This window comes from Dysosmobacter welbionis, from assembly GCF_005121165.3.
Taxonomy (GTDB): Bacteria; Bacillota; Clostridia; order Oscillospirales; family Oscillospiraceae; genus Oscillibacter; species Oscillibacter welbionis.
The window spans coordinates 2,937,167-2,960,900 of sequence record NZ_CP034413.3; the positions used below are offsets into that span (position 1 = coordinate 2,937,167).

General features: G+C 49.0%; 21 protein-coding genes. 6 read left to right on the top strand and 15 right to left on the bottom strand.

Annotated elements, in window-relative coordinates:
* Positions 1 to 16 precede the first annotated feature (16 nt).
* Genes EIO64_RS15360 through EIO64_RS15375 form a run of 4 tightly spaced genes read left to right on the top strand, consistent with a single transcriptional unit; the run spans position 17 to position 5,094 of the window.
* Positions 17 to 1,885: a DUF3849 domain-containing protein gene (locus EIO64_RS15360; RefSeq protein WP_136891582.1), complete on the top strand. Its 1,869-nt coding sequence runs from the start codon at positions 17 to 19 to the stop codon at positions 1,883 to 1,885.
* Positions 1,886 to 1,897: 12 nt separating this feature from the next.
* The gene (locus EIO64_RS15365) at positions 1,898 to 3,091 is read left to right on the top strand and encodes a MutS N-terminal domain-containing protein (RefSeq protein ID WP_136891583.1); all 1,194 of its coding nucleotides are present in this window, start codon (positions 1,898 to 1,900) and stop codon (positions 3,089 to 3,091) included.
* Position 3,092: 1 nt separating this feature from the next.
* On the top strand, positions 3,093 to 3,308 hold the full coding sequence (locus tag EIO64_RS15370; RefSeq protein ID WP_136891584.1) for a transposon-transfer assisting family protein: 216 nt from the start codon (positions 3,093 to 3,095) through the stop codon (positions 3,306 to 3,308).
* Positions 3,309 to 3,321: 13 nt separating this feature from the next.
* A complete protein-coding gene (locus EIO64_RS15375) occupies positions 3,322 to 5,094 on the top strand; it encodes an antirestriction protein ArdA (RefSeq protein WP_249390705.1) in 1,773 nt (590 codons plus the stop codon).
* A 361-nt stretch (positions 5,095 to 5,455) separates the two neighbouring features.
* Here EIO64_RS15375 and EIO64_RS15385 read toward each other — a convergent pair whose 3' ends face one another.
* A complete protein-coding gene (locus tag EIO64_RS15385; RefSeq protein ID WP_118564820.1) occupies positions 5,456 to 5,785 on the bottom strand; it encodes a helix-turn-helix domain-containing protein in 330 nt (109 codons plus the stop codon).
* 151 nt (positions 5,786 to 5,936) lie between these two features.
* Here EIO64_RS15385 and EIO64_RS15390 point away from each other — a divergent pair, with 151 nt between their 5' ends.
* Positions 5,937 to 6,512, top strand: coding sequence for an SLOG family protein (locus tag EIO64_RS15390; protein WP_071430955.1), 576 nt, complete (start codon positions 5,937 to 5,939; stop codon positions 6,510 to 6,512).
* 276 nt (positions 6,513 to 6,788) lie between these two features.
* On the opposite strand, the gene EIO64_RS15395 is transcribed toward EIO64_RS15390, so the two are convergent.
* From EIO64_RS15395 to EIO64_RS15415, 5 genes are all read right to left on the bottom strand, one after another.
* Complete coding sequence (locus EIO64_RS15395) at positions 6,789 to 7,400, bottom strand: hypothetical protein (RefSeq protein WP_071430953.1); 612 nt, start codon at positions 7,398 to 7,400, stop codon at positions 6,789 to 6,791.
* Positions 7,401 to 7,478: 78 nt separating this feature from the next.
* Positions 7,479 to 9,527 carry an ATP-dependent DNA helicase gene (locus tag EIO64_RS15400; protein ID WP_071430951.1) on the bottom strand — a complete coding sequence of 683 codons (2,049 nt, stop codon included), beginning with the start codon at positions 9,525 to 9,527 and terminating at the stop codon, positions 7,479 to 7,481.
* A 29-nt stretch (positions 9,528 to 9,556) separates the two neighbouring features.
* Positions 9,557 to 10,948: an NYN domain-containing protein gene (locus tag EIO64_RS15405; protein WP_136891587.1), complete on the bottom strand. Its 1,392-nt coding sequence runs from the start codon at positions 10,946 to 10,948 to the stop codon at positions 9,557 to 9,559.
* Between the two features lie 92 nt (positions 10,949 to 11,040).
* On the bottom strand, positions 11,041 to 14,115 hold the full coding sequence (locus EIO64_RS15410) for a type I restriction endonuclease subunit R (protein ID WP_249390706.1): 3,075 nt from the start codon (positions 14,113 to 14,115) through the stop codon (positions 11,041 to 11,043).
* Positions 14,099 to 14,950, bottom strand: a complete 852-nt coding sequence (locus EIO64_RS15415; protein WP_136891588.1) for an AbiU2 domain-containing protein — start codon at positions 14,948 to 14,950, stop codon at positions 14,099 to 14,101. The genes EIO64_RS15410 and EIO64_RS15415 overlap by 17 nt, the downstream gene beginning before the upstream one ends.
* A 122-nt stretch (positions 14,951 to 15,072) precedes the next feature.
* Here EIO64_RS15415 and EIO64_RS15420 point away from each other — a divergent pair, with 122 nt between their 5' ends.
* Positions 15,073 to 15,639: a restriction endonuclease subunit S gene (locus EIO64_RS15420; protein WP_158629812.1), complete on the top strand. Its 567-nt coding sequence runs from the start codon at positions 15,073 to 15,075 to the stop codon at positions 15,637 to 15,639.
* Here the strand turns inward: EIO64_RS15420 and EIO64_RS15425 are convergent.
* The 9 genes from EIO64_RS15425 to EIO64_RS15465 all read right to left on the bottom strand — a co-directional run bounded on the left by EIO64_RS15425 (position 15,636) and on the right by EIO64_RS15465 (position 23,656).
* Positions 15,636 to 16,160, bottom strand: coding sequence for a restriction endonuclease subunit S (locus tag EIO64_RS15425; RefSeq protein ID WP_136891590.1), 525 nt, complete (start codon positions 16,158 to 16,160; stop codon positions 15,636 to 15,638). The genes EIO64_RS15420 and EIO64_RS15425 overlap by 4 nt on opposite strands.
* 9 nt (positions 16,161 to 16,169) lie before the next feature.
* Complete coding sequence (gene xerA, locus EIO64_RS15430) at positions 16,170 to 17,153, bottom strand: site-specific tyrosine recombinase/integron integrase (protein ID WP_136891591.1); 984 nt, start codon at positions 17,151 to 17,153, stop codon at positions 16,170 to 16,172.
* 102 nt (positions 17,154 to 17,255) lie between these two features.
* A complete protein-coding gene (locus EIO64_RS15435; protein WP_136891592.1) occupies positions 17,256 to 18,437 on the bottom strand; it encodes a restriction endonuclease subunit S in 1,182 nt (393 codons plus the stop codon).
* Positions 18,421 to 19,995 carry a type I restriction-modification system subunit M gene (locus EIO64_RS15440; protein ID WP_136891593.1) on the bottom strand — a complete coding sequence of 525 codons (1,575 nt, stop codon included), beginning with the start codon at positions 19,993 to 19,995 and terminating at the stop codon, positions 18,421 to 18,423. The genes EIO64_RS15435 and EIO64_RS15440 overlap by 17 nt, the downstream gene beginning before the upstream one ends.
* Before the next feature lie 65 nt (positions 19,996 to 20,060).
* Positions 20,061 to 20,300, bottom strand: coding sequence for a helix-turn-helix domain-containing protein (locus EIO64_RS15445; protein ID WP_006573514.1), 240 nt, complete (start codon positions 20,298 to 20,300; stop codon positions 20,061 to 20,063).
* A gap of 149 nt (positions 20,301 to 20,449) precedes the next feature.
* Entirely contained in the window at positions 20,450 to 21,814 is a 1,365-nt protein-coding gene (locus EIO64_RS15450; protein WP_181446412.1) for a relaxase/mobilization nuclease domain-containing protein, read from the bottom strand.
* Positions 21,775 to 22,104, bottom strand: coding sequence for a plasmid mobilization protein (locus EIO64_RS15455; protein WP_005934759.1), 330 nt, complete (start codon positions 22,102 to 22,104; stop codon positions 21,775 to 21,777). The genes EIO64_RS15450 and EIO64_RS15455 overlap by 40 nt, the downstream gene beginning before the upstream one ends.
* A 236-nt stretch (positions 22,105 to 22,340) precedes the next feature.
* Entirely contained in the window at positions 22,341 to 23,000 is a 660-nt protein-coding gene (locus tag EIO64_RS15460; protein WP_136891594.1) for an SIMPL domain-containing protein, read from the bottom strand.
* A complete protein-coding gene (locus EIO64_RS15465; protein WP_136891595.1) occupies positions 23,000 to 23,656 on the bottom strand; it encodes a vWA domain-containing protein in 657 nt (218 codons plus the stop codon). The genes EIO64_RS15460 and EIO64_RS15465 overlap by 1 nt, the downstream gene beginning before the upstream one ends.
* Between the last annotated feature and the right edge of the window lie 78 nt (positions 23,657 to 23,734).

Genomic DNA, 23,734 nt, shown 5'->3' on the forward strand with positions numbered 1-23,734 from the left:
GAAATGGAGGTTTGAGATGGCTGAAAACAAAAATGCACAGCAAGTCCGCGAAATCACGGACAAGCTGGAACAGGGCATCAAGGAGCTTTTTGAATCCGAGCGGTTCAAGGAATATCTCCGCACGATGTCCAAGTTCTACAACTATTCCTTCAACAACACGCTGCTCATTGCGATGCAGAAGCCGGAGGCAACCTATGTTGCCGGTTATACCTCGTGGCAGCGCAACTTTGACCGTCAGGTCATGAAGGGCGAAAAGGGCATCAAGATTCTTGCACCCGCGCCGTACAAGGCGCAGGAAGAGCATGAGAAGATTGATCCTTTGACGCAGAAGCCGGTGATCGGCGCAGATGGGAAGGCTGTCACGGAAACGGTTGAGGTTCTGCGTCCAGCCTTTAAGGTGGTGAGTGTCTTTGATGTTTCCCAGACGGACGGCAAGGAGCTTCCGGACATCATCGTCGATGAGCTGAAAGGCACCGTCGAAAACTACGAGGCATTCTTCGATGCGCTCAAGCAGGAATCTCCCGTCCCTATTTCCTTTGAGGACATTCCGGGCGGTGCAAAGGGATTCTTCTCGCCGGTTGAAAGCCGCATTGCCATTCAGGAGGGCATGAGCGAAATCCAGACGGTCAAAACCGCCATTCACGAGATCGCCCACGCAAAGCTCCACGCCGTCAAGCCGGATGAAAAAGCCGCGCCAGAAGATAAGAAGGATCGGCACACCAAGGAGGTTGAAGCGGAGAGCGTTGCCTACACCGTCTGCCAGCGTTACGGCATTGAAACCTCGGACTATTCCTTCGGCTACATTGCCGGTTGGTCATCCGGCAAGGAAACCAAGGAACTGAAAAGCTCTCTGGACACCATCCGCAAGACGGCGGCTGAGATGATCGAGGGCATTGACGCCAAGCTCAAGGTGCTGCTGGCAGAGAAAGCACAGTCCGTCGAGCAGGAAGCTGTTCCGGAGAAAAAACCGGAAGCCCCCATTTACCGCGAGACGGCGAATTACGCCTATGAAGCCGGTGAGCTGGAGTCATATCGTGCTTCTCTCGCCGCAAACGTGGAATGCCGCAAAGCGATTGAAGCGGCGATCAGCTCCAACTACGGAGATAACCGGCTGGATGCGGATGCTGCCGTGAAGAGCGTCCTTGAGCAGTTCTCTCCGGAGCGCGTCCGGTATGTCCTCGCAAACACCATTCAGCAGAAAGACTTTGACGGACGTATTCCGCAGCCCCTCAAGGAATGGGCGAAGAGCGTTGATGTCTGCCCCGAAAACGCCTCCCGCTTCCTTGTGGATAAACCCAATCCCGGACTGACCGCCCTTTTCGTGGATGCGTTCCGTCAGCAGACCGAACCCCAGAAGGAAGTCATGCCTGAAAAAACAGAGGAAAGTGACCCGGAGGTTGTTGCATGGGAGAATGATGAGATTACCTCTATTGAGGTAAAAACCGTGGAGGTCAAGTCTCCCTTTGCCCCCTTGCCGGAGGAAGCAGCAAAAGCACCGAAGACACACCGCCTGACTGCCGAAGAAAAGGAGATCAAAGCCGCCGTCATGGACACGCTCAAGGGGCAGATCGCCTATAACAACGACGGTATGCGGGCGTCCTATCGCGCCTCTAACCATTCCTTCAATCTGCTGGCACGGAACGGCGTCAGGATCGAGGGCAACACGGTTACGCAGAATGGTGAGCCGCTGTTCAAAATCCATCGCCGTCATGCGACGCGGAAAACACAGGGCTGCTATCGTGAGCTGATGCCGACGCTGGAATACGTCAAGCAGGAGCAGAAGCAGGAAAAGCCCTCTATCCGCGATCAGCTCAAAGCTGCCGCGAAAACGCAGCCGGAGAAGAAGTCCCCGGTCAAATCCAAAACACGCGACATGGAGTTGTGAGAAAGGAGAAGCATGAAGAAATACACAGACGTTGACATCGTTGCGGAGCTGCAGAGGCTCGTGGACAGTCATGTAGACAGCTACAAGGAAGACTTCGACATCGACAAGCGCATCATCCGCCGCGCTGCCGAAAGCCGGAATCCCGAAGAGAAAACGCTGATGTGGTTCTGCCGTCCGCATGGAACGCACTGCCTCAATGAAAATCAAGTCTTTATTCAGGGAACGCGAGATCACAACACCTTCCGTTTTTACGCGGAACAGACCTACGACGAGTGCATTGCTCGTGTCATTGTCCCGAAAGCCGTTAAGCGCGGCAAGGTCTTCGGAGATGTCTTTGAGATCAACTACCGGGAACAGGCGGCAAATGTGGCGCAGAACTCGGTTGCGCCGGATCACGACCGGCTGACCTTTGCAGACGGCTTTGTGCTGGAAGCCCCCTGCCGCAGCAGCTTCGATGCAGCAATGGCTCTGATCGGTGAGCATGGCGGCGTCAAGACCCACCAGACGCTCCCGAAGGACGCGGATGCTCTGGTGGAAGTGCTGTCTAAGCAGAAAAGCCGCCGTGTCAGACTGCCGGAGGCAGATAGGACAGAGGTGCTTTCGCCGCTCCCCGTCGCAGAACTCCGCAAATATGAGGCAGTCAAAAAGGCTCATCCGGATGCGCTGGTCTGCTTTGCTCAGAACGGCTATTTTGAGCTGTACGGCAAGGACGCAAAGAAAGCCGCGCCGCTTCTCGGCACAAAACTCCTTGAAAAGAAGGTGCGCGGCAAGCCTTCCGTGCCGGTTACTGGTTTCCGTGAAAGCGCATGGGTAGCCGGTTCTCATAAGCTCTGGAAGTCCGGCGTGGATGTCTTTCTCAGCAAGGACGGCGAGACCTTCAAGGAACTCAAAGCCGCAGATTACATTCCTGTCGGCGCGACGCTGAATGTGGATGGCATCAAGTGCAGAATCGAAGCGGTTGATTTTGCCGCTGATGAAGTCCGGCTGACGAACATCGAGGACAAGAACCGCCCCATCCGCTTTTCGGAAAGCATCCAGTATGTCCGCTCCTATGTGGAAGATGCCGGAACAGCCATCTACGACACCATCCCGAAGAAGCCCACTGCCCGTGAATCCATCCGCGACAAGCTGAAATCCGCGCAGAAAGGACAGCCGCCCCACACGCCGAAACCGCAGAAATCAAAAGGAAAGGATATGGAACTCTGATATGAAAAACTTTACCGTGGAAGAAATCAACCTGATGTGCTGCTTCAACACGTCCAGCCGGAAGCGGCTGATTGACGATATGAAGAGCGTCACTCTGAACGACGTGGACGGTGAGATCGCGGAGCTGATGTACAAAACCGTCCGGAAGCTCGAATCCATGAGCGACGCGGAGTTTGAGGAACTGTATATCATGCCGGACGGCATGGTAGATGACTGAAAGGAGGATGCCTATGCCCGTATTAGACGGTGATTTTGAAGCCTTCGTCACAAACCTTGGCAAGTACAACGAGGGTATGCTGGTCGGTGAGTGGGTAAAGCTGCCCACCACCGAAGAAGAGATGCAGAAGGTCTTTGAGCGCATCGGGATCGGCAAGCAGGATGAGTTCGGTCAGCCCTATGAAGAGTGGTTTATCACCGACTACGAATGTCCGATCTACGGTGTTCAGAAGATGCTTGGCGAGTACGAGAGCCTTGATAAGCTCAACTACCTTGCCGCTTTGATTGACGAGCTTTCCCTGAGCGATCAGGAAAAGCTCGTTGCCATTATGGAGGCTGGCTGCGATGAGGTCAGCGACATCGACGATCTCATCAACCTGACGTTCAATCTGGACTGCTACGACATCATGCCCGGTATCAACGACGAATCCGACCTCGGCTATTATTGCGCCCACGAAGCCGGTATCTACTCTGAAAAGGATCTCGGTCCTCTGGCAAATTACATCGACTATGAACGCTATGGGCGCGACATTGCGATGGATGAGCAGGGACGCTTCACCGACGAGGGCTATGTCCGTGTTGCAAGCGAACGCTGGGACAGGCAGTTTGACGGTGAGCTTGATGATATTCCCGACGAATACCGGATTACCGGCTCAGGAGAAGCCGCCGAGCATGACAGCACCATCGCTGTTCTTATCGTCGAGCCGGGAAAGGAGCCTTATGTGAAGGAGATTGACTCCGGTCTGGAGTCCTTGCAGCATGAGGTCGGCGGCTGCATCGAGGCGATTTACCCCTACGAAGACCCGGTTGCCTTAGTCTGTAATGAGGAAGGCAAGCTGGAAGGTCTGCCCCTGAACCGCGCTCTGCGTGATGAGGACGGTGACATCTATGACGTTGTTGCCGGAACATTCATGGTAGTCGGCTTGACGGATGACAGCTTCGGTTCTCTGACCGTAGAGCAGATGCAGAAGTTCTCTGACCTCTTCAAAGTGCCGGAACAGTTTGTTAAGTTGGGCGATAAGATTGTTGCGATCCCCATGATCTCGAAGGAGCAGCAGAAGCAGGAAGCTACCGAGCAGAAGGACTTTGAGATGAATGCCGACACCTCCGGTCTGACGGTTGCCGGTCACATCGGGACATGGCACACCATTGACCGGCATGAAGTCGGCGGTCACGGCTTTTACCTTATGGAGCATGACACCTACGGCGATGAGGCTGCCTGCATCATTGTCGATGAGCGCGGCAAGCTCGTCCTTGATGATGTCTACAACGGCTTCGACGATGACACGCTCCGCCTTCTCGACCTTGAGGTCAAGGAAGTGCCGGAAATGCCCGATCCTGCGCTCTCCGTTCAGGATATGAAGGACTACGGCTACGCATGGGCTGGCGTCCTGCCCGCCGGTCAGGACGCGGCTGAAAAGGCGATGAAGAAGGGCTGCGAGGTTTACCGTCTCTATTCGGATAACACCGAGGGCTTGTGCGTGGATGCAAAGGAGATTGCCGACCATGCGGCAAAGGGCGGAATGCTCGGTATCAGCAAGGAAAGCTGGATGGCGGCTCTTGAGAAGGAAAACTATCTCAAGGCAGCGGAGATGTCGATGGAGGATGACTACGGCATGATTGACGGGATCATCAACAACGGTCCGAAGGAGGACAAGACCCTTGATGCCAAAGTCCCCGAAAGGGGCGAGAAGTCCTCCATCATGGACAGGCTCAAGTCTGCAAAGGCTGAAAAGCAGAAGGAATGCTGCCCTCCCAAAAAGCACAAAGGAGAGATTGAGTTGTGAGCAGAAGTCAGAAATGGAGGCAGGAGTGGTCGTTCTTCATCGGGGACAGCGGACGCCGGAAGTATAACCGCTTTTGCGTCCGCTGCGTCCATAGCTGCAAGCAGAGTTTCCGTGCGGATCTCATCGCCTGTCCGCACTTCTCCCGCAAGGCATCGAGGTGTAGACAGTTAGGGGTCGAAAAAGCCTGTGATTGCAAGCCTCAGAGCGACGCAAATTGACCAGCCTAAGTGATTGTATTCCCTGCGCAGTTTCTTCTTTAGCGCGGAAATAAGTGTCGATTTCGGCACTTGTTTGAATGCCCGGAAAACGAACCAAGAGCCTCTGTCGATGCCCGTTTTGGGTGTCGGCAGAGGCTCTTTTTTTATGACATATTCAAAATAGCGGACAGCAACTCTTGAACCTGTTGCCGGTATTCCGGCTTTATATCCGAAATACGTCTGGCAAGCGCAAGGGCTTCCGTTTCTGGCTCGTCGGTCCCAAAGATAATTCGGTCCGCACTGACGCCCAGCAAACGGCAAAGACGCTGCAAGGCTTCAAGAGAAATACCGGAAGCACCACGCTCAATAGCGCTCAGGTGATTCGGCGTCATGCCAAGCATTTCTGAGAGCGTGTCCTGCGTATAGCCCGCCTGTTCTCTTGCCACTTGAATATTGCCGCCGATTTCAATATTGATGTCCTTCTTCTCTCGCATAGCCTCACCACCTTTGCATTTAGTGTACCTAACGGCGGTGTCATTATCCACGGTACGCCGTCGTTGATTTTGCTAACGACAATGCGTTGACTGTCCGTGATGAGGGTGATAGAATGGAGTTACCTACCAAAAGAGTGAAAGAAGGGGTGTCATGTCACGCATTATTGAGTTTAGAAAGTCTGCTCAAAAAGCTGCAAAGCAATCCGTTCAAGGCAAGACTTGTGCGTTTACCGGTCATAGACCGCAGAGTCTTCCGTTCGGCTTTGATGAATCCGATAAGCGTTGTACTTCTTTGAAATCTGTTATGCGGGATCAGATTGTAGCACTCATCGAGAACGAGGGCGTCACGCATTTTATTACCGGCATGGCTCTTGGCGTCGATATGTACGCTGCTGAAATTGTACTCGATTTGAAATCAAAATACCCTCACATTACTCTGGAAAGTGCAATCCCTTGTGAGACACAAGCGATCAAATGGTCTGTGGCTTCACGGGAACGGTATTATAATATCGCGGCAAAGTGTGACAAGGAGACCATGCTGCAACGGGAGTACACGACGGACTGCATGGACAAGAGAAATCGGTACATGGTCGATCACGCCGATTATATTCTCGCAGTATGGAATGGATGCCCCAGCGGTACCGGGAACACCGTGAGATATGCCCACAAAAAGGGCAAATCTATCATCGTTATCAATCCGGTTTCCCTTGATGTCACGCGGGAATAAGGCAAAAATCCCACTCCTGAATCAAGAGTTGTGAAAACCGTGAAGTATTTCCCGATAGTGAATACACATTGCACTACTCGGTGATTATTGGAAACGTGTACGGCGTATGCTGCCCAGTGAACATCTCCACGGAACACATCGAATTTTCACGGCTTCGTAAAACGGAAAGTGTCACCTTATGAACAGTCCCTTGCCGAGAGAAAAATAAATCGCTGGAAACGGGAACGCCCCCGGCACTGTGCGTCTGGCACAGTGTCGGGGGCGTTTTTCCGTGTCTTAGTTATGAGCCAGTTCATTTAGGAGCAGCTTTCGATAGTCCACATCCAAGACGCAGCGATGGAAGTCCATCAGACGGTGTTCGTCGAACAGCTTTTCACAAAGCTTGGTCAGCGGATGATTCATCAGCTTTGCAGAAATGCCAGTCTCGTTGAAAAACCTTGCCCATGTGAAGACCTCTTCTAAATCCTCCTGCCCAAGCGTGGCAGGAATGATGGCGTTGCAGAGACGGACAATGGGGCTGTCCGTAAATCGCTCTGCGACTTCCTCCGGTGTGCATTCATAGCGGTCACAGTCAAAGGAAAGCGCATCCTCAATTTTTAGATAATTTTCGATTTCATCCCGCGTCAAGGTTATGGTGTAGTCTCCCATACCGGACGGCACATCAATATTCTCCATGACATCAAGTTCGTAACGGGATCCGCCGATGATCGCTTCAAAGGAGAAGGACTGACAGATTACTGCTGGGTTTTTGTCTATCTTGTCCTCATTCAGAAAGGACAGCGGATTATACTCCGTCAGTTCCCAGTCGATTTTTCCTCTCTCTGTTTGCTCGGCAATCTGCTGGATCAGATGTTGTTCTTCTTCGTGCAGATTTTCATTGTACAACATGATACACCTCCGTTTTCTGATTGTCGTTTTTTTGGGGGGGGCTGCTCTATGTTTCCGAAGAGACTGCCGTTTGTATCATCATTCCTTGGCTGAGGGCAGACCTTCGTAAAACTTCCTCAGTTCGTCCAAACTGCTTGTCCGATTTTTGATAGGCAGTGAGTCCCATGTAATGTCATGATAGCGTTCCGGCGGCTCGTCCCGCAGTCTTCGGTCGATAATGCAGACAATGCCGGTGTCTGTGAAATTGCGGATCAATCGCCCGATACCTTGCTTGAGCTTGATAATCATTTCGGGAACGCGGACATCCATCAGAGCGTCCTTTGCGACGGAACACTTATACTCGATAATTGGATCGGGGACAGGGAACGGAAGCCGGAAAATGATCACATTGGAAAGGCTTTTTCCTTCAATGCTGATACCTTCCCAATATGCGCCCGTCCCCAGAAGCACGGAGTTCGTATCTTCCTTAAACTCATTCAGCACCTTGTCCTGCGACGATCCCGGCTGTTGCATCAGGATTTTGTACGGAAGATTTTTCTCACTGAGAATGGAGTAGACCTCTTCCATGTCGGTCTTCGCCGTAAACAGCACGAGTGCCTTCCCGTTGGAAATGTTCAGGATCTCAAGCAGCCGCTCCACGCCCTTTTCAATGAAGGCTTCGTGTTCCTTGGTCGGATGCGGGAGATCGTCGCAGTAGTAGATCATGGCGTGTTCATCGTATGGATATGGGGAAGGCTTCGGTTCGGATAAGCAGCCGCGTTCACCAACCGGAAAGCCGGTATTGCTGATAAAGTAGGAATACTGTTCTTCCAGAGACCCGCTCGTGGCGTTCGTCAGCGTGGCAGAGGTCAAGATGGTTCTTTCATCACCATTGAAGTATAGGCGGCTAACAATTTCCCTTGTGTTTTTAGGGCAATAGACAAGCTCCGTGTTACTACCGCGCTGCTCAATCCAGATCAACATATCATCTATCCGGTCAAGAAGCTCCGAAAGGGACTCGCTGACCGCATCCAGATCGTCAGAGGCAGCAAAGGAACGGTTGTTTCTGAAATCCATGCTGGAATAAATCTGAATGCTGGACGAAAGGTTATGTATGGCGGCGTTCATCTCGGTAAGCAGCTCAACCGCACTGCCGTTTTGGTCGAAGAAAAAGCGGTCAGCATAGCGCATATCCTGTTCTGCCTCGTTGATCTGCTTTTGGACTTGCGCTTTCAGGCAGTTATAGAAGGCGATGATCGCGCTCTCTGCCTCTCGCTTTTCACCGGACACACTGCTCTGGTCAGAGGACCGCAGCTCATAGAATGCACTCTTGATCATCCCAAAGAGCATACCCTGTCCGAAACGTTCCGTTGTAGCACTACGCACCTTATCATCTAAGTTGTGCGCTTCATCCACGACAAGCAGATCAGCGGCGGCGTTAATCAGCCCGTCCTGACCGCGCCGGAGCTTCATGAGATGCTGGGTGAGAAAGTCCTGATTGCACAGAACAACGCCCTCCGTATACTTTAATGCTGCGCGGACCTTGTAATACTTGCACTTCTTTTCACAGGAGCCACAATTCTTCATGCTGAACCGCTGCACGTTTACCTTGTCCCAGACGCCTTGCGGCAAAACCTCCGGGAAATCCTTGCGTTCCTCATACTTTTGCTTGATTCCTTCTTTAAGCGCGTCCGGTGGGTCTGCTTTCGGATCACACATATATTCATCTGCGCGTTTGTTGCAGAGATAATGGGTCTGTCCTTTTGCGAGGATGACATCTCTGTTCAGCCCAAGAAGGGGCATTACTGCGTGGACATCACGCCAGAGCTGTTCTTGAAGCGCGATGGTCGAGGTTGCAATGATAACCGGCTTGTTCATGCGTTTGCTGTACAGCAGCACCGGCACAAGATAGCCAAAGGACTTGCCAATGCCCACGCCAGCTTCAATCGCAAAGTGCTGATCGTTTATGAGGGCGTCCACAATCTCAAAGGACATATCCTGCTGCCCTTCACGCATTTCCAAGCCATGCTGCGGGGCTTCATCCCAAAAGAAGGTGCTGACTTGCTCACTCATGGAGTACAGCTCTGCTTTTCTGCGCTTTTTCCGTTCCTCCGATGTATTGAATCCAAAATAAAATCTATTATCCATCCACATTCCTCCCGGAATAGAAACCAAGGCTATCTGCGTTTCAGCTCAATGCTGACGTTTCCGTTCTCGTCGATGGTCAGCGTCATGTGCCTGATGTGCTTCTCATAGAACTGCCGCCGCTCTGCGGGAGACATTTCGATCCTCGTGTTTCGCAGAGCTGCATCAAACATATCGTTGACATTCAGGTGAACGGAGTTGTCAATCCAGCGGTACATCTCCTTGAACAGTGCGTTTTTCTTGATGTCCTCGCTGTTGCCGGAGTAGAAGTCATCCAGATAGCAGTAGAATATCCCAGATTCTGCAAGTGCCGCCTTCATATCCGGTCCGCATTTTTCCCGCTCAATCATGACAAGGAATCTGGCGTCCGGTAAAGAAGAGATCAGCCCCCAGTAGTCGGAATCGCTTGAGACGATGACGAAGGAATCCACTTGCTTCTGGTAGTGTTCCTGACAGGCTCTTGCGGTGAGCTTGATGTCTACCAGTGATTTGTTCTGCTTGATCCGCTCAATCATGATATGTTCAACGGGGATGCGGGTGTAGTTTTCAAGAATCCGCCATGCCGTAGCGGTATGTACGTCATCAAAGAGAATGATCGCCGTAATTTTCTGCATGACCTCATAATCAAGGTTTTTGAGCGTGGCGCACAGCTTGTACGGGTCAGAGTTTTCGCAGTCCACTACCAATACGGTCTTCTCACTGTCATCTATGAAGTCGTAGATATTGTTTTTTACAAAAGCCCCTGCATCGGAGACTTTACTGTATTCCGTGAAGGCGTCGCAATGCCATTGATAAAGCAGGGTAGCAAACTTCTTATCATTATAGAGGACATTGCCCTCGTCCATCGGTACCCAGTTGATGTACATTTGATAGGGGTAGTAGGAGAGACTTGCGTAATAGATGTCCGCAGCATCTTTCGTTCCGTCCTCTGTCAAACCGTTTGGCATAATGAACAGCTCTTTTATGTACGCCCAGTTAATCCAGATTGGAAAGAGGCTTTTGCAGTTGTTAATGCGGTCTGAAATCAGCCGGTTGATCTCGATAATGTGGTGGCAGAGCTTTGTACTCGACTTTTTTATAAAGCTGATTCCATCATTCGAAAGCTGCTGCATACTGGAAGCCGGGATGATCTCTGGCATTGAAAGCAGCCCACGGTATTCCATCCGCATGATGTCATTTATTTTCCGATAATTGCGCTCAATGGCGGTGCGGATGATACAGAGATTGCGGATAATGCGGGCGTTCTTATCTTGCTCAAGCCGGTTGTATATCTCTATCTTCGGCGGCTCGTGTTCATTTTGGAAAATACGAAGCGGGACGCCGATCAGGTAGGCTACCTTTGACACAAGCTCATAGGTGCTGTCTTTATAAGCAATCTGCTCTCCGGCATATTCGACGCCATTCAACATGACTGAATTGCCCATGATCTACTCCTTTCGATGGAACGTGGGTTATTGAGCGTACTTTTTGAAGTTTTCAGCTTGTTCCAGAACCTCCTTGTAGACATCATCAATGGTTACGGGGGATAGTCAAATTCATCCAGTAGCAGTATGAGGTCAACTTGCAGATTTGCCTTAATGTCATCACGGGTAGACCAGTCGGTGTATTTAGCTTTGTCATCGACAATAATCTTAATCCGCTTTGACAATTCAATCATCTTATCGTCCGGGTACTCGAACTCATACTTCTTGGCAACCGCCTTGAGAATGTCATAAAAGGCTTTTTCCTCGTAGTCAATTCCCATGCCCTTGAAGGAGTCTTTTTCCTTTTTGAGTTCTTCAAGGAGCTTCGCAAGCTGCTCCGCCACATCGTCAAGAACTTCATTAGCAAAAGCCTCATCACGACGGCGATTGTTGTACTCATCAACAACCCGCTTGAGGCGGTCTGAGAACTCCATGCCCATAATGCGGTTGACTTTTTTATACTCATCAATCGCTTGAGAAAGAAGCCTCTGCAACACCTTTATCTTTGTGTTTGGAAGTTGGATTGCATTGATCTTATCCAGATACTCGTCACTGAAAATATCAACAGAGATGTGCTTCCCCGTCTCAAACAGTTCCTCTATACCATCAGATTGAATTGCACCTTCAAGAAGTTCACGGACACGGGCATTCATTTGTGAAATGTCAGGGGCATCACCCTTTGTGAGTTTGAAAAGAATAGAGCGCACAGCACAGTAGAAGTGCAGATAGTCCTTTTCTTTATCAGAGATAGCCTCACTTGAACTGCATAGGTTGAACGCTTGTTTCATGCGTTTGACTGCCGCCATAAAGCGAGTTTCCAAATCTTCTGTGAGCTGTACATACTCAACAGCCCGATTGAGGCAAGCAAGCTGCTCTTTCGGTGAGCCGTTGAAGTAATCCGTGCTATTGAAGTTGTGGAACATCTGAGCTAAGACATCGAGCTGGTCTTTAACAATCGTGATAGACTGCTCGACGCCTTCAAACTCATCGCTCTCAAAGTTGGTGTATTTCTTGAGGGCGAGATTCATGTTTTTCTTAATGCCGATGTAGTCCACGATCAAGCCCTTGTCCTTGCCGGTATAGACGCGGTTGACGCGGGAAATCGTCTGGATAAGGCTGTGCTGCTGGATGGGCTTGTCGATGTAGATTGTGTCGAGTGCCGGTACGTCGAAGCCGGTAAGCCACATATCAACAACGATGGCAATTTTGAAGTTTGATTTAACGTTCTTAAACTGACGGTCAAACTCCTTGCGATCGTCTTTCGTTCCCAGCATTTCATATAGTTCAGGCTCATCATCTTTATTTCGCGTCATGATGAGCTTGATCTTCTCGATGGGTTTGAGTTCCTTTTTCTCTTTTTCCGTCAGTTGAACCCCGTCAGGGCAAACCTTTTTCTCTGCCCATTCCGGTCTCATTCCAACTATAATCTGATAAAAAGCGTATGCAATCTTGCGATTAGAGCAGACAAACATTGCTTTTCCTGCAACGGTAGCTCCTTCGGCAACGCGGGTCTCATAGTGGTTAATGAAGTCCTCCGCAACTGCGTGAAGTCGGTCAGGATCACCGATGATCGCATCAATATGAGCAACCGCCTTCTGGCTTTCCTCAATCTGATGCTCATTTGCGCCTTCAACAGCACAGCGGTCATAATAATCTTCAATTTCCCGAACCTTTGCCTGATCAAGAGTGACCCGTGCAGCGCGTCCGTCGTAGACAAGGTTGACTGTGATACCGTCTTTGACCGCCTCTGTCATTGTGTAGGCATCGACAACCGGACCGAAGACTTCAATCGTGCCATCTACGGGCGTGCCGGTGAAACCGACATAGGTAGCATTGGGGAGAGAATCGTGTAGGTACTTTGCGAATCCATAGCTTCGCTCTACACCTTCGGCAGTGACCTTGACTTTCTGATCGAGGTTTATCTGACTACGGTGTGCTTCATCGGATATGCAGATCACATTCGCTCTATCCGTCAGAAGCTCCAAGTCCTCGGTGAACTTTTGGATGGTGGTCATGTACACCCCTCCGCTTGTCCTGCCTTGAAGTTCCTGACGCAGCTTTTCGCGGGAATCAATGCTCACAACGGTTTCGTCACCAATGTACTTCTTGGATGCTACAAACTGCTTTGAGAGCTGGTCATCCAAATCCGTTCGGTCGGTAATAATCAGGATTGTAGGGCTATGGAAGAAGGTACTCTTCATAAGCATTCTTGTGAGGAAGAGCATAGTATAGCTTTTTCCGCAGCCTGTCGCGCCGAAGTATGTGCCGCCCTTGCCGTCCCCCTCCGGTCTGAGATGTGCCTTGATATTCTCAAACAGCTTGACCGCAGCAAAATACTGAGGATAGCGGCAGACGATTTTGAGGTCTTTGTCCGAGCTATCAGGGAAATAGACAAAATCCTTGATGACTGCCAAAAGCCGTTCTTTGCGGAACAGTCCGCTCACCATAGTTACAAGGGAATTGATGCCGTCCAATTCCTTATCGTCAGCTTCAATCTTTCTCCACGCATAGAAGAAGTCATACGGGGAGAAGAAGGAACCGTATTTATTATTTGCACCATCGCTTATGACGATGAAGGCGTTATACTTGAAGAGTTCAGGAATATCACGGCGATAACGCACGGTAAGCTGAGTATAGGCGTCCATGATCGTTGTGTTTTCTTTGACTGCGCTCTTGAACTCAAGCACAACAACAGGAATGCCGTTGATGAAGACAATCCCGTCCGGTATGCGTAGCTGGTTGTTGATGCCTTCAATTTCAAATTGATTGACGATCTTGAACACGTTTTTCTCTGGCTCATCAAAGTCAATCAGCTCAATGTAAATGTCTTTCTTTGTGTGATCCTCACGGTTGAAGATGAAGCCGTCACAAATCATTTTGCAGACTGCTTTGTTTGCTTCGTAGATCGTACCGGAAATAGACCTCAGGCGAAGGATGATGCTATCAACTTCGCTGGGGGTAAGTCCATCTGCGGCGTATCTGTCCAGGAGGTACTTCCGCAAATCATCAATAAGCAGGACCTCAGAACGTTCACGGTGGATCTGTTCTCCATTCAGATAAATATAACCTTCATCCTGAAAAAGCTCCATGATGGACATTTCAAGAGAATGCTCATTGAAGTTCGCCATTATCATTTCCCCCTAACTGCCTCTGCATTTCTGCTTCAAAGGCTTTTTCACTTTGCTGGAAGTCGTACTCCTGATACTTCAAACCCAGACGTGCCAGCATGAGTGTACCTTCCCAGTCATCAATGTTTGAGTATTGCGTTGCACGGTTTACGTCTGTGAGAACACCGAGGATCAGCCCTGTACAATCGAGTGCAAAGTCTATCATTTCCTGTATGTCCGGATATAAAACAGGATGACGATCCGTTAGGTTCTCGTTGCTCAATATACGCTGTTTATCGTTGTGGGCATAGAGCTTATTCCTCTGCATTCGGATGTCCTCTCTTTTTTTACTCAGCGCACAGAACCGCTTTTGGTACAGGGCTAAAAACTCAGGAAAAGTCAAATCCACCCGAACCGGAGCATTCTCTGCATCCGGAATGTTAAATATCGCAAAGAGTGTCCTGTCAGATTCAACCTGAGCCTTGAAAAATCGCTCTTCTTGTGGCTTGAGCTGATGCTGGTACGGGATTTGATAGGAAAACGCTGTTCCATCATGCTCTACGGTCATTGTTTCTCTGTATTCAGGAAATAGGTCTTGATTTTCCGCGCATTTTGCAAGGAGGGTTCCAATGGACACGACGCCATTTGAGCTATCATACAGTTTGGCGATCTCCATAAAACAGGCTTTCATCAAAGCTCCGTGGATCGTTTGATAGAACGCTGGTGACATCTTCATTTCTTCCGCATATTCGCGCTGGTTTTTGCGATACTGCTGCAATATGAGGTAATAGGCATTTGCGTCAAAAGCTCCATGATGAAGTTCCTCGGCAATTTTGATCAGCGTTTCCTTGTCCATTTTCATTCCTCCCTTCGTAGGTAAATGATAATTTAGAAGCAACTGCACAAGCAGTATTCCAAGATCAATTTTCTTCTTACTATGGGTGTGACAAGCTTCCCGAAGGTTATAGCATTGTCAGTTTGGATAGCCTCTGTACAGTCAAAGGTGGCAAACGCCTTCCTGCCGACTGTGAATTACTTGATGATCCAACAGAACACCCTTATATTCGTGTTCGTGATGTTGGCGGAAGTCGCTATGTCTGTCTCACAGACCAATTCCAATATATTGATGAAGAAACGCATCAAGCCATCTCACGATATATAGTAAACACCGGAGATATTGTCATTTCGATTGTTGGTACAATCGGATTGCTCGGCAAGATTCATTCCTCTCTTGACAAAGCAAACCTTACTGAAAACTGCGTTAAACTCGCAGGTATTCATACGGTTACTTCCGACTATCTCTATTACACACTTTGCTATAAAAAGCAAATTAAGGAGATTGACCTTCTGACAGTCGGTGCGGTTCAAGCAAAGTTGCCTATGTACAACATCCAATCTATGAAAATCCTTGTCCCTCCGACCAAGGTGATCAGTGATTTTCAGAAGAAAATGAACGCTTTGGACGAGCAAATTGAAGCAAATACAATGGAAATCCAGAAACTTAATGAGCTTCGATCCGTTCTCCTTGCAAAACTGTCCGATTAAGCCGCTAAATTATCATTTATCCGCCGCTTTAGATCGATCCGCTCCGTAATGGTCTGGTACGCCTTCACAATGCTGCGCTGTTTGTCAATAGAGGGGACAGGTAGCTCTACCTTGCACATTTCATCCCAGTCCATTATTTCCCGGACGCTGCCGTGAGACTTAAAACGTGCGTAACGATCAAACTCCGGTCTGCTGAACCAGAGCATTAGGTATTCGGGTAGTAACTCGTTTTCATCTTTCACTTCAAAAACGGTATAGATATTGCTGACAAGCCCCTCATCATAATCCGTCAGAAGAGCGATACCAATTTTGTCTCCACGCCGAGAAGTATCTGGAATGTAGGTAAACTGCCCCCGTTTGACTACCTTGTATTTCGTAAAGTCGGTACCAACCGTGTTTGCAATGGAGGGAATGAACATCTTTTGGACGGAAACACCTAAAAGGTTTTCCTCTTTTCCGTCTGTGTTCCTGACATCGACTTGGCGAATGAAATTTCCAAGCAGCCTATATCTTTCTTTCATCGTGACACCTCACCCTATGTATTTTCTGTGTGCCAGCTTGACATTTTGCTGTTTAACCATAGCATAGTGCATGGTCGTGTCGATCTTCTGATGCCCTAAGAGCTGCTGGACTTGCTCTATGGGCATTCCTTTATCTATGGCTGATGTTGCCAATGTTCTTCGGAACTTATGTGGGTGGACACGAGGCAGATTCAGCCTTTTTCCCAAATCTCGAAGCCGTCTTTCTACGCCGCCAATCTGCAAACGGTCATGCGGTGCGGTCAGCGAGACAAACAACGCTGAACAGGTGTCTGTGCGGCTTTCCAGATAGTTTTGGAGATGGATTTTTGTCCTGGCATCGAAATAAACGATCCGTTCCTTACTTCCTTTTCCGAAAACAACGCATTCCCGTTCATTGAAGTTGATGTCATCGCGGTTAAGGGCAACCATCTCACCAACACGCATTCCAGAGGACGCAAGAAGGTCTATCATCGCAAGATCGCGGACATTGCAGCAGTTGTCCCGCATGATTTCCAATGCCTCGTCGGTATAGGTTTCCTTGATCACCTTTGCCGTTTTCACCTTGTGGATCCGGCGTACCGGGCTTTTTACGATGTAATCCTCATCTTCAAGCCACGAAAAGTAGCTGGATAGGATGCGGCGGATGTTATCTATCGTGACCTTGCTTGACTTCCGGCTCATCTGATACACTGTTAGGTACTTCCGCAAGTCCTCAGTTACAATCTCTTGAGGCTCTTTTTCAATGCCGGACAACATTGACACAATTGTCTGACGGTAATAGCTCAAGGTTTTTTCTGAGCAGCCTTCAATGCGTTTTGCGTTGATAAAACAGGCAACCGTATCGACCTTTGCGCTTTCTTCCATGCCCGCGCTGTGACTTAGCTCTACGCCACTCAGTACCCCCTCAAGGACGCCTTGAAGCTGTTTTAACTGTGCATTGTTCAGATACGGAAGCATCTGTCGCTGCACTTCTTGAATCAGTTGTTTTTTCATTGTCGTGTCTCCTTTGATTATTCTCAGAGAACGACTTTTCAGTGGCAGTTCTTAGGGTAAAACTCTCGCCACTGGTGAGAGTAATGGACGGTAAATGATAATTTAGCGGCTTAACCCTGAAAGCAAGGTCTGTGCGAAACCTGTAAGTTTTTCTATCTCAAGATTATTGTCAGCAACGGCAGCAAGAGTTGCACTCACCAACACAGCCCAATTTTGCTGCAATTCAATCGGCGGAATGGGAATGTGTAATGCTTTGATATAACTTGTGGGCTTTGCGATTGATGGAACGCCGGTTGTGTTATCATTTGCGAGTAATTTTCTGCGCCCGGCATCAGTGTGAAAGTAGAAGAGAACATACTCAGGTAATAGCGCACGCTGGTCACAAGTAAGTAAAAACTGACTTTGGGAAATGACATACCTGTCGAATTTCGTTTTGTCCGGAACAAGTGCAACTTGCCCCAGCGTTCCACGATGAGTGATCACAATATCACCAGAGAAGGCTATCGAATTTTTTAGCTGGTTTGCTTTTTCTTCCTCGACATATCGGAATGATCGTTCAGAAAGCAAGTAGCCAGAGATGTTATCTCCGTTTAACACTGGAACACCACGATCAACAAAGCAGTCAGTTTTAATATTAGAGCCGAAAGGTCCCATTGCAACGCGGGACAATGATTTTCCCAAGGGTTGTGAGAACCAATCACTCTGCTCGTCACGATATTCGGGATGGGTAGCAAACGTCCGCATGAACTCTGTTTTGCAGAGTTCCACTAAATTATCATTTTCCGCTCTCTTCAAAGCAATGCGGTCGGTAATTGCACGGTAGGACCCAACGATCTCACATTGTCTCGCATAGGAGGAAACAGGGAGCTTTATACGGCAAAGATCGTCCCATGAAATTCCGCCTCGAACACTGCCGTCCGTCATGAACCAGCATTCACGGTCAAACTCCGGTCTACGAAGCCACATCATCAAATACTCTTCATTTAAGACATCGCGGTCAATAATCTCAAACATGAAATACGCCGGAGAAACTATTGCGGGGCTGTCTTTCTCATAGAGTGCAATCGGAAGACGCTCATCGCGCCCAACGTGCATTGGGTTACAGGCAAACAATCCCTTGCTGATTAGCTTATACCGGCTCAAATCTGTGCCAATTACATTTGCGACGGAAGGCATAAACTCTTTGTCGATGCTTATGCCAAGAACAGTGCTGGTGACTTCCTCGGAGTTCCGATAATCAACAAGCTGAATATGTTTACCAAGGGGTTCATAATTCGATTTCATAGCCCAGCTCCTTAAACACGGTCAACAGGTCAGCCTTCGACTTCTCTTCTGCAACAAGCAGATCACGAAGCTCACTTTGCAGCGTCTTCATTTTCGTATCAAAGTCGATGTTCTCATCACGATTTACAAACTCGATGTAACGGCTCGGAACAAGGGTAAAGCCCTTTTCTGCAACCTCATCGAAGGATGCGCTGTAACAAAATTCAGGCACATTCTGATAAGTTTCTTCATAACCTTCCTGCTGCCATGCGTGGTAGACGCTCGTGACCTTCGCACGGTCTTCTTCTGTCAGTTCAATGTACTTCTTTTCATAGGGGCTTCCCATTTGCCGCAAGTCCATGAAAAGGATCTCGCGCTCACGGTTACGGAAGCGTTTTACCTCTCCGTTTTCTTCAACCACACGAGCCTTTTTATTCTTGTTTAGAATCCAAAGCGTAACGCTGATGTCGGTGGTGTAGAAGAGGTTGCGGGGAAGGATGATGATTGCTTCGACGAGATTGTTCTCGATGAGCTGACGGCGGATTTTCAGCTCTGTGCCATCGTCAGACAGTGCGCCGTTTGCAAGCAGGAAACCGGCAACACCGTTTTGAGAGAGCTTTGAAACAATATTCAGAATCCAGCCATAGTTTGCATTACTCGTGGGCGGAACTTCATAGCCGTCCCAGCGCGGATCATCAATCAGCTCATTATCACCACGCCATTCTTTCTGATTAAAAGGCGGGTTTGCCATAATGTAATCTGCCTTGAGGTCCTTGTGCTGGTCATTGGTGAAAGTGTTCGCTGCCATTTCTCCGAGGTTTGCAGAGATGCCGCGAATAGCCAGATTCATTTTGCACAGCTTGTACGTCGTGTTTGTATATTCCTGACCATAGATAGAGACCTTCTTCTTGTTGCCGTGATGTGCCTCCACGAACTTCATTGACTGCACGAACATACCGCCAGAACCGCAGCAAGGGTCATAGAGAATACCGTCATACGGCTCGATCATTTCCGCAATCAAATTGACAATGCACTTCGGCGTATAGAACTCGCCCTTACCTTTGCCTTCTGCAAGTGCAAACTTACTCAGGAAGTATTCGTAGACTCGTCCGATAATGTCATTCTCTTTATCGCCGGTGTTGATCTTATCAATCTCGTCCAGCAGTGATGCCAGCTTTGCTGTGTCGATGTGAAGACGTGAGTAGTAGTTGTCCGGCAGTGCGCCTTTCAGTGCGGGATTCGCTTTCTCAATCGTATAGAGGGCGGTGTCGATTTTCAGCGCAATGTCATCCTGTTTCGCATTCTCCATAATGAAAGACCAACGGCTGATCTCAGGCAGGAAGAACACGTTGTCCTTCGTGTAGAAGGCAACATTGTCAACAAACTTCTCACCGTATTTTTCAGAAATAGCTTTCCTTTGTGCCTCAAACTTATCGCTGGCAAACTTCAAAAAGAAGAGACTGAGAACGACGTGTTTGTATTCCGCTGGCTCAACAGAACCACGGAGTTTATCTGCGGACTTCCACAGAGCTTCCTCCATAGAAATCTCCTTCTTCGGTGCCGATGCGGCTCGTGCCATATCAAAATCCTCCCTGTGTATTTATCTAACCTATTTTACAAAAAGAGCTGTACGAAAAACCGGACTCAGTTCTTGTCCGTTCGCACAGCCTCACATATATCTCCGATGTCACAGTTCAAGTAATCACAAATGCGCAGCAAAATAGAGAGGGACACTTCTTCCCCCTTATTCAGTTTTGTCCATGTTCCGGCAGACAGCCCTACTTCATGTCGTAGAGAAGCCTTCTTTATGTCGCGTTCCAGAAGAAGCATCCATAGTTTCTTATAGCTTATGCGCACGGCAACCATCCTTTCGCTTGCTTGCATTCAACATCGCTTATAATATTATACTGGATTTCATTCTCAAAAGCAATTCGTTGATGCAGAAATTAAAGAAAAAGTTTCAATTTCTCGAACCTTCTCTCAAGGATGCAGGGCATCTCCGGTCAACAGGAGATGCCCTGCTTTTGAAAGGACTATTCGCGCTGTGTGCTGCGCAGATGATCACGGTCATGGTCAACAGAAGGAGCGAGAAACGCATCAACATTAGACCTGATCGTCTCTATTTGCTTTACTTCTTTTTTGAGCTTCGCGCGTTCATCATAGAGCCGTTGCTGCTCTTCAAGAAGTCGCTGCTGTTCCGCTTGCAGTGTCTTCAAGCTCGGCAGTTTTTCATCGCCCTGCATGGCAAGAAGCGTACTCCGCGCCGCCTCAAAGATCACAAGCTCTGCCTCATGCTTTGCCTTGAACCCCGGCTTGTCTTTTGCCTTCTGGAAGGCATCATATACAGGCTTGAGCCGCTGGTAGTTGGAGATATTTTTGATGAGCGGCTGGACTTCCCGCAGACGTGCTTCAACGCCTTTCAGTTCCTTGCCGGTACGGTCATAGGAACCGTGAACATCCTCAACCTTCTTCTCAAGATCGGCGTATTGAAGCAGATTGTTTTCCGTGAGATAGTTGAGTGTCCGTGCCGCTTCCTTGAGGATAGTGAGCTTTGCTTTATGCTCGTAACCCTTGCTGTCGATAAGCCTGATCCGCTCCTGAATATCTTCGATGAGAGAGATGCCCTTCGGCGTGGTCTGTCTTTGGCTTCTTCGGGGCGTCCGTCCGGCAATCCGCTCCTTGATGCGTTCCTCGGTGTAGTTCTCTCCGATAGTTTTAGACCGGGTAAACCGCTCCTGACCTTCAGCACGGAAGGAGATGTATTTGCCAGTCTTGATTTCATATCCGGCTTCCTGCATGAGCCGCAGAAAATCATCGTAGTCCTTCGCCGTGATGACGAGCCGGTCGATGGTCTGCTTGAGTTTCTGCTTCCAGCTCGTGCCGCGTTTGGCTTCGGTGTACTCCTTGTAGCCCATGCCTTTGTTCTGAGAGGGAGGAATAACAGAGAGACCGTTTTCCTTACAGAGCCGGTCGCTGACCTCGCGCATATCATAGTAAATCCGCTTATAGCTCTTATATGCGTGGTAGTCCACGAAGTCAACCGCATTGAAAATCAGGTGGTTATGAACATGGTCTTTGTCAATGTGAGTGGTCAGCACATACTCATATTTTCCTCCGAGGATTTCATCTGCAAACTGCTTGCCGATCTCGTGGGCAAGCTCCGGTGTGACCTCTCCGATTTCAAAGGACTGGATCACATGACGGGCTATGATCCTGACCGGATTCATCCCTTTTTGCTCGGCTATCTTCCGCGTCCATTCAAATTCCCGCGCTGCGGTCTCGCTGGCACAGCCGTAGGACGAGACCAGCAGCTTCTCGTCTGTCTTTTCGGGATTCAGAATGTACGCGATTGCCTTGCTCAAAGTTCCTCGGATTGCTTTGATTTTAGTAACTGCCATACCGCGTCCATCTTTTCTTTCAGCTCGTCAATATCGTCCTGATAGAATCGTCCCGTCGAGTTGATCCTGCGGCAGACGGTATTGATGTTCACACCGATCTTGTTGATTTCGGCGGCGAGCTTTTTCTGCTCCGTGTAGTCCACAACGATGATGTAGCCGTCGATCAGCATCTTCCTTGCATACGCACCGAAGTTCTCCGTGCCGATCATTTCCATCTTCTTTGCAATCGTCCGTTCTTCCTGTGGTGTCAGCCAAATCTTCTTCTGAATGTCTCGTGTTCTTCGTACCATGCTGCGCCCTCCGTCGTAAAGATTAGAAGGGTTTGGGACTATCCCAACAAGCAAAAATCTGATGTTAAGGGCAGGGTCTCCTTAACTGATTTTTCTCCGGTGGGTACTCACCGGATTTGCTTGCTAATCTCCCAAAATCGTATTCCCCGAAGATTCCTCCGTGAAATGTCCCTTCACTTTACAACGGACACAAAAAGGGCGTTTGTTGAGTACCGGATTTCAAAAAAGTTAAAAAATCATTGGATTTCCCATGTGAAAGCCAATGTGTCTGTCACATCAATATCAACCGGCTCAATCTCAGGTGCGGCGCACTTGCTCATCGCCATGAGAGGCTGAATGCAGTCTTCAACATCGTAGCTTGTTCTGGAAAAAACATTGAGTTCGCCCCAGTTGTAGTCGATGTTGAGCAACTGCCCAAGCGTACTGCCTGATGCTTTGCAAAGAATCTCCGCCTTTGCCCTGGCGTTCTCCGTCGCATTGATCAGCAGCTCTTCGCAGACTCTTGCCGGGTTTTTCACGGTGAACGCAATGCTGAGTTCTGGTTGCGCCCCACAATCCGCAATCGCAGAAATGACCTTTGCAAGCTGCTTGCTGTCAAAGTCAAAGGCAAGTTTCAAGCGATAGCTGCAAGCATATCCGGCAAACTCTCGCTTGTAATTTCCTTGCCGATCCTTGACATTCTCGTACCTTGTCTGGACATCAAAGCTCGTGGTTTTCAGGTCTTCCTTGCGATACCCAACGCGGACTGCGGCACCTTGCAGTCTTTCGATTCTCTCGGCAGCTTCCGACATTGCGCGGTCATAGGTTTCAGATAAGACTTCAATGTTCAGGGATAGGATGATGTAATCCGGTCTTGTGGAGACATTGCCTGTCCCTTTTACGGTGATTGTTCTCATTACTTTCTCCCGTCCTTTCTGGAATTGAAGTCCTCATCAATACGTTTTTTCCAATTCGTACCCAGCGGTACGCTGCATCGGACAGCGGAAACCGCTTTGCTCAGAACTTCATAGTTGAGTTGCGTTCCCTCGCGGTCAGAGTGGTAATTGACCGCTCGATCTGCTCCAATTCCAAAATGCTTTGCCGTCTCAACTGCATCAATGTTTGCACCGAGGAAAAGAAACTCCCAGCCGTACTTTTCCTTCTGTCGCTCAATCATCTTCTTGACCTTCTCGCTGTCATAACGGCGGCTTGCATTCTCCATGCCATCCGTTGTGATGACGAACAGTGTGTGTTCAGGGACATCCTCTTTTCTTGCGTACTTATGGACATTCCCAATGTGATGAATCGCTCCGCCGATAGCATCCAGAAGCGCGGTGCAGCCGCGAACGGAATAGTCCCTGTCGGTCATCGGCTCCACCTTCTGAACCGGCACACGGTCATGGATAACCTCGCTCACGTTGTCAAAGAGAACGGTAGAGATCAATGCCTCGCCATTCTCTTTTTTCTGCTTTTCAATCATGGAGTTGAATCCTCCGATGGTGTCTATTTCCAGTCCGCTCATAGAGCCGCTGCGATCAAGGATGAATACGATCTCCGTCAAGTTCTTTCTCATGTTTTGTACCTCCGTATATAAAAATATGACTGCTTGGTGTCTCACCTTACAGTCATATTGTACTTCGGTATTCACTTC

Bases quoted from the DNA above. Each gene is read 5' to 3' on its own strand.
- EIO64_RS15360 (WP_136891582.1), top strand. From the start codon at position 17: ATGGCTGAAAACAAAAATGCACAGCAAGTCCGCGAAATCACGGACAAG.
- EIO64_RS15450 (WP_181446412.1), bottom strand. From the start codon at position 21,814: ATGGCAGTTACTAAAATCAAAGCAATCCGAGGAACTTTGAGCAAGGCA.
- EIO64_RS15445 (WP_006573514.1), bottom strand. From the start codon at position 20,300: ATGCAAGCAAGCGAAAGGATGGTTGCCGTGCGCATAAGCTATAAGAAA.
- EIO64_RS15385 (WP_118564820.1), bottom strand. From the start codon at position 5,785: ATGCGAGAGAAGAAGGACATCAATATTGAAATCGGCGGCAATATTCAA.
- EIO64_RS15415 (WP_136891588.1), bottom strand. From the start codon at position 14,950: ATGGACAAGGAAACGCTGATCAAAATTGCCGAGGAACTTCATCATGGA.
- EIO64_RS15400 (WP_071430951.1), bottom strand. From the start codon at position 9,527: ATGGATAATAGATTTTATTTTGGATTCAATACATCGGAGGAACGGAAA.
- EIO64_RS15465 (WP_136891595.1), bottom strand. From the start codon at position 23,656: ATGAGAAAGAACTTGACGGAGATCGTATTCATCCTTGATCGCAGCGGC.
- EIO64_RS15405 (WP_136891587.1), bottom strand. From the start codon at position 10,948: ATGGGCAATTCAGTCATGTTGAATGGCGTCGAATATGCCGGAGAGCAG.
- EIO64_RS15410 (WP_249390706.1), bottom strand. From the start codon at position 14,115: ATGGCGAACTTCAATGAGCATTCTCTTGAAATGTCCATCATGGAGCTT.
- EIO64_RS15365 (WP_136891583.1), top strand. From the start codon at position 1,898: ATGAAGAAATACACAGACGTTGACATCGTTGCGGAGCTGCAGAGGCTC.
- EIO64_RS15460 (WP_136891594.1), bottom strand. From the start codon at position 23,000: ATGAGAACAATCACCGTAAAAGGGACAGGCAATGTCTCCACAAGACCG.
- EIO64_RS15455 (WP_005934759.1), bottom strand. From the start codon at position 22,104: ATGGTACGAAGAACACGAGACATTCAGAAGAAGATTTGGCTGACACCA.
- xerA (WP_136891591.1), bottom strand. From the start codon at position 17,153: ATGAAAAAACAACTGATTCAAGAAGTGCAGCGACAGATGCTTCCGTAT.
- EIO64_RS15370 (WP_136891584.1), top strand. From the start codon at position 3,093: ATGAAAAACTTTACCGTGGAAGAAATCAACCTGATGTGCTGCTTCAAC.
- EIO64_RS15435 (WP_136891592.1), bottom strand. From the start codon at position 18,437: ATGAAATCGAATTATGAACCCCTTGGTAAACATATTCAGCTTGTTGAT.
- EIO64_RS15425 (WP_136891590.1), bottom strand. From the start codon at position 16,160: ATGAAAGAAAGATATAGGCTGCTTGGAAATTTCATTCGCCAAGTCGAT.
- EIO64_RS15440 (WP_136891593.1), bottom strand. From the start codon at position 19,995: ATGGCACGAGCCGCATCGGCACCGAAGAAGGAGATTTCTATGGAGGAA.
- EIO64_RS15375 (WP_249390705.1), top strand. From the start codon at position 3,322: ATGCCCGTATTAGACGGTGATTTTGAAGCCTTCGTCACAAACCTTGGC.
- EIO64_RS15390 (WP_071430955.1), top strand. From the start codon at position 5,937: ATGTCACGCATTATTGAGTTTAGAAAGTCTGCTCAAAAAGCTGCAAAG.
- EIO64_RS15395 (WP_071430953.1), bottom strand. From the start codon at position 7,400: ATGTTGTACAATGAAAATCTGCACGAAGAAGAACAACATCTGATCCAG.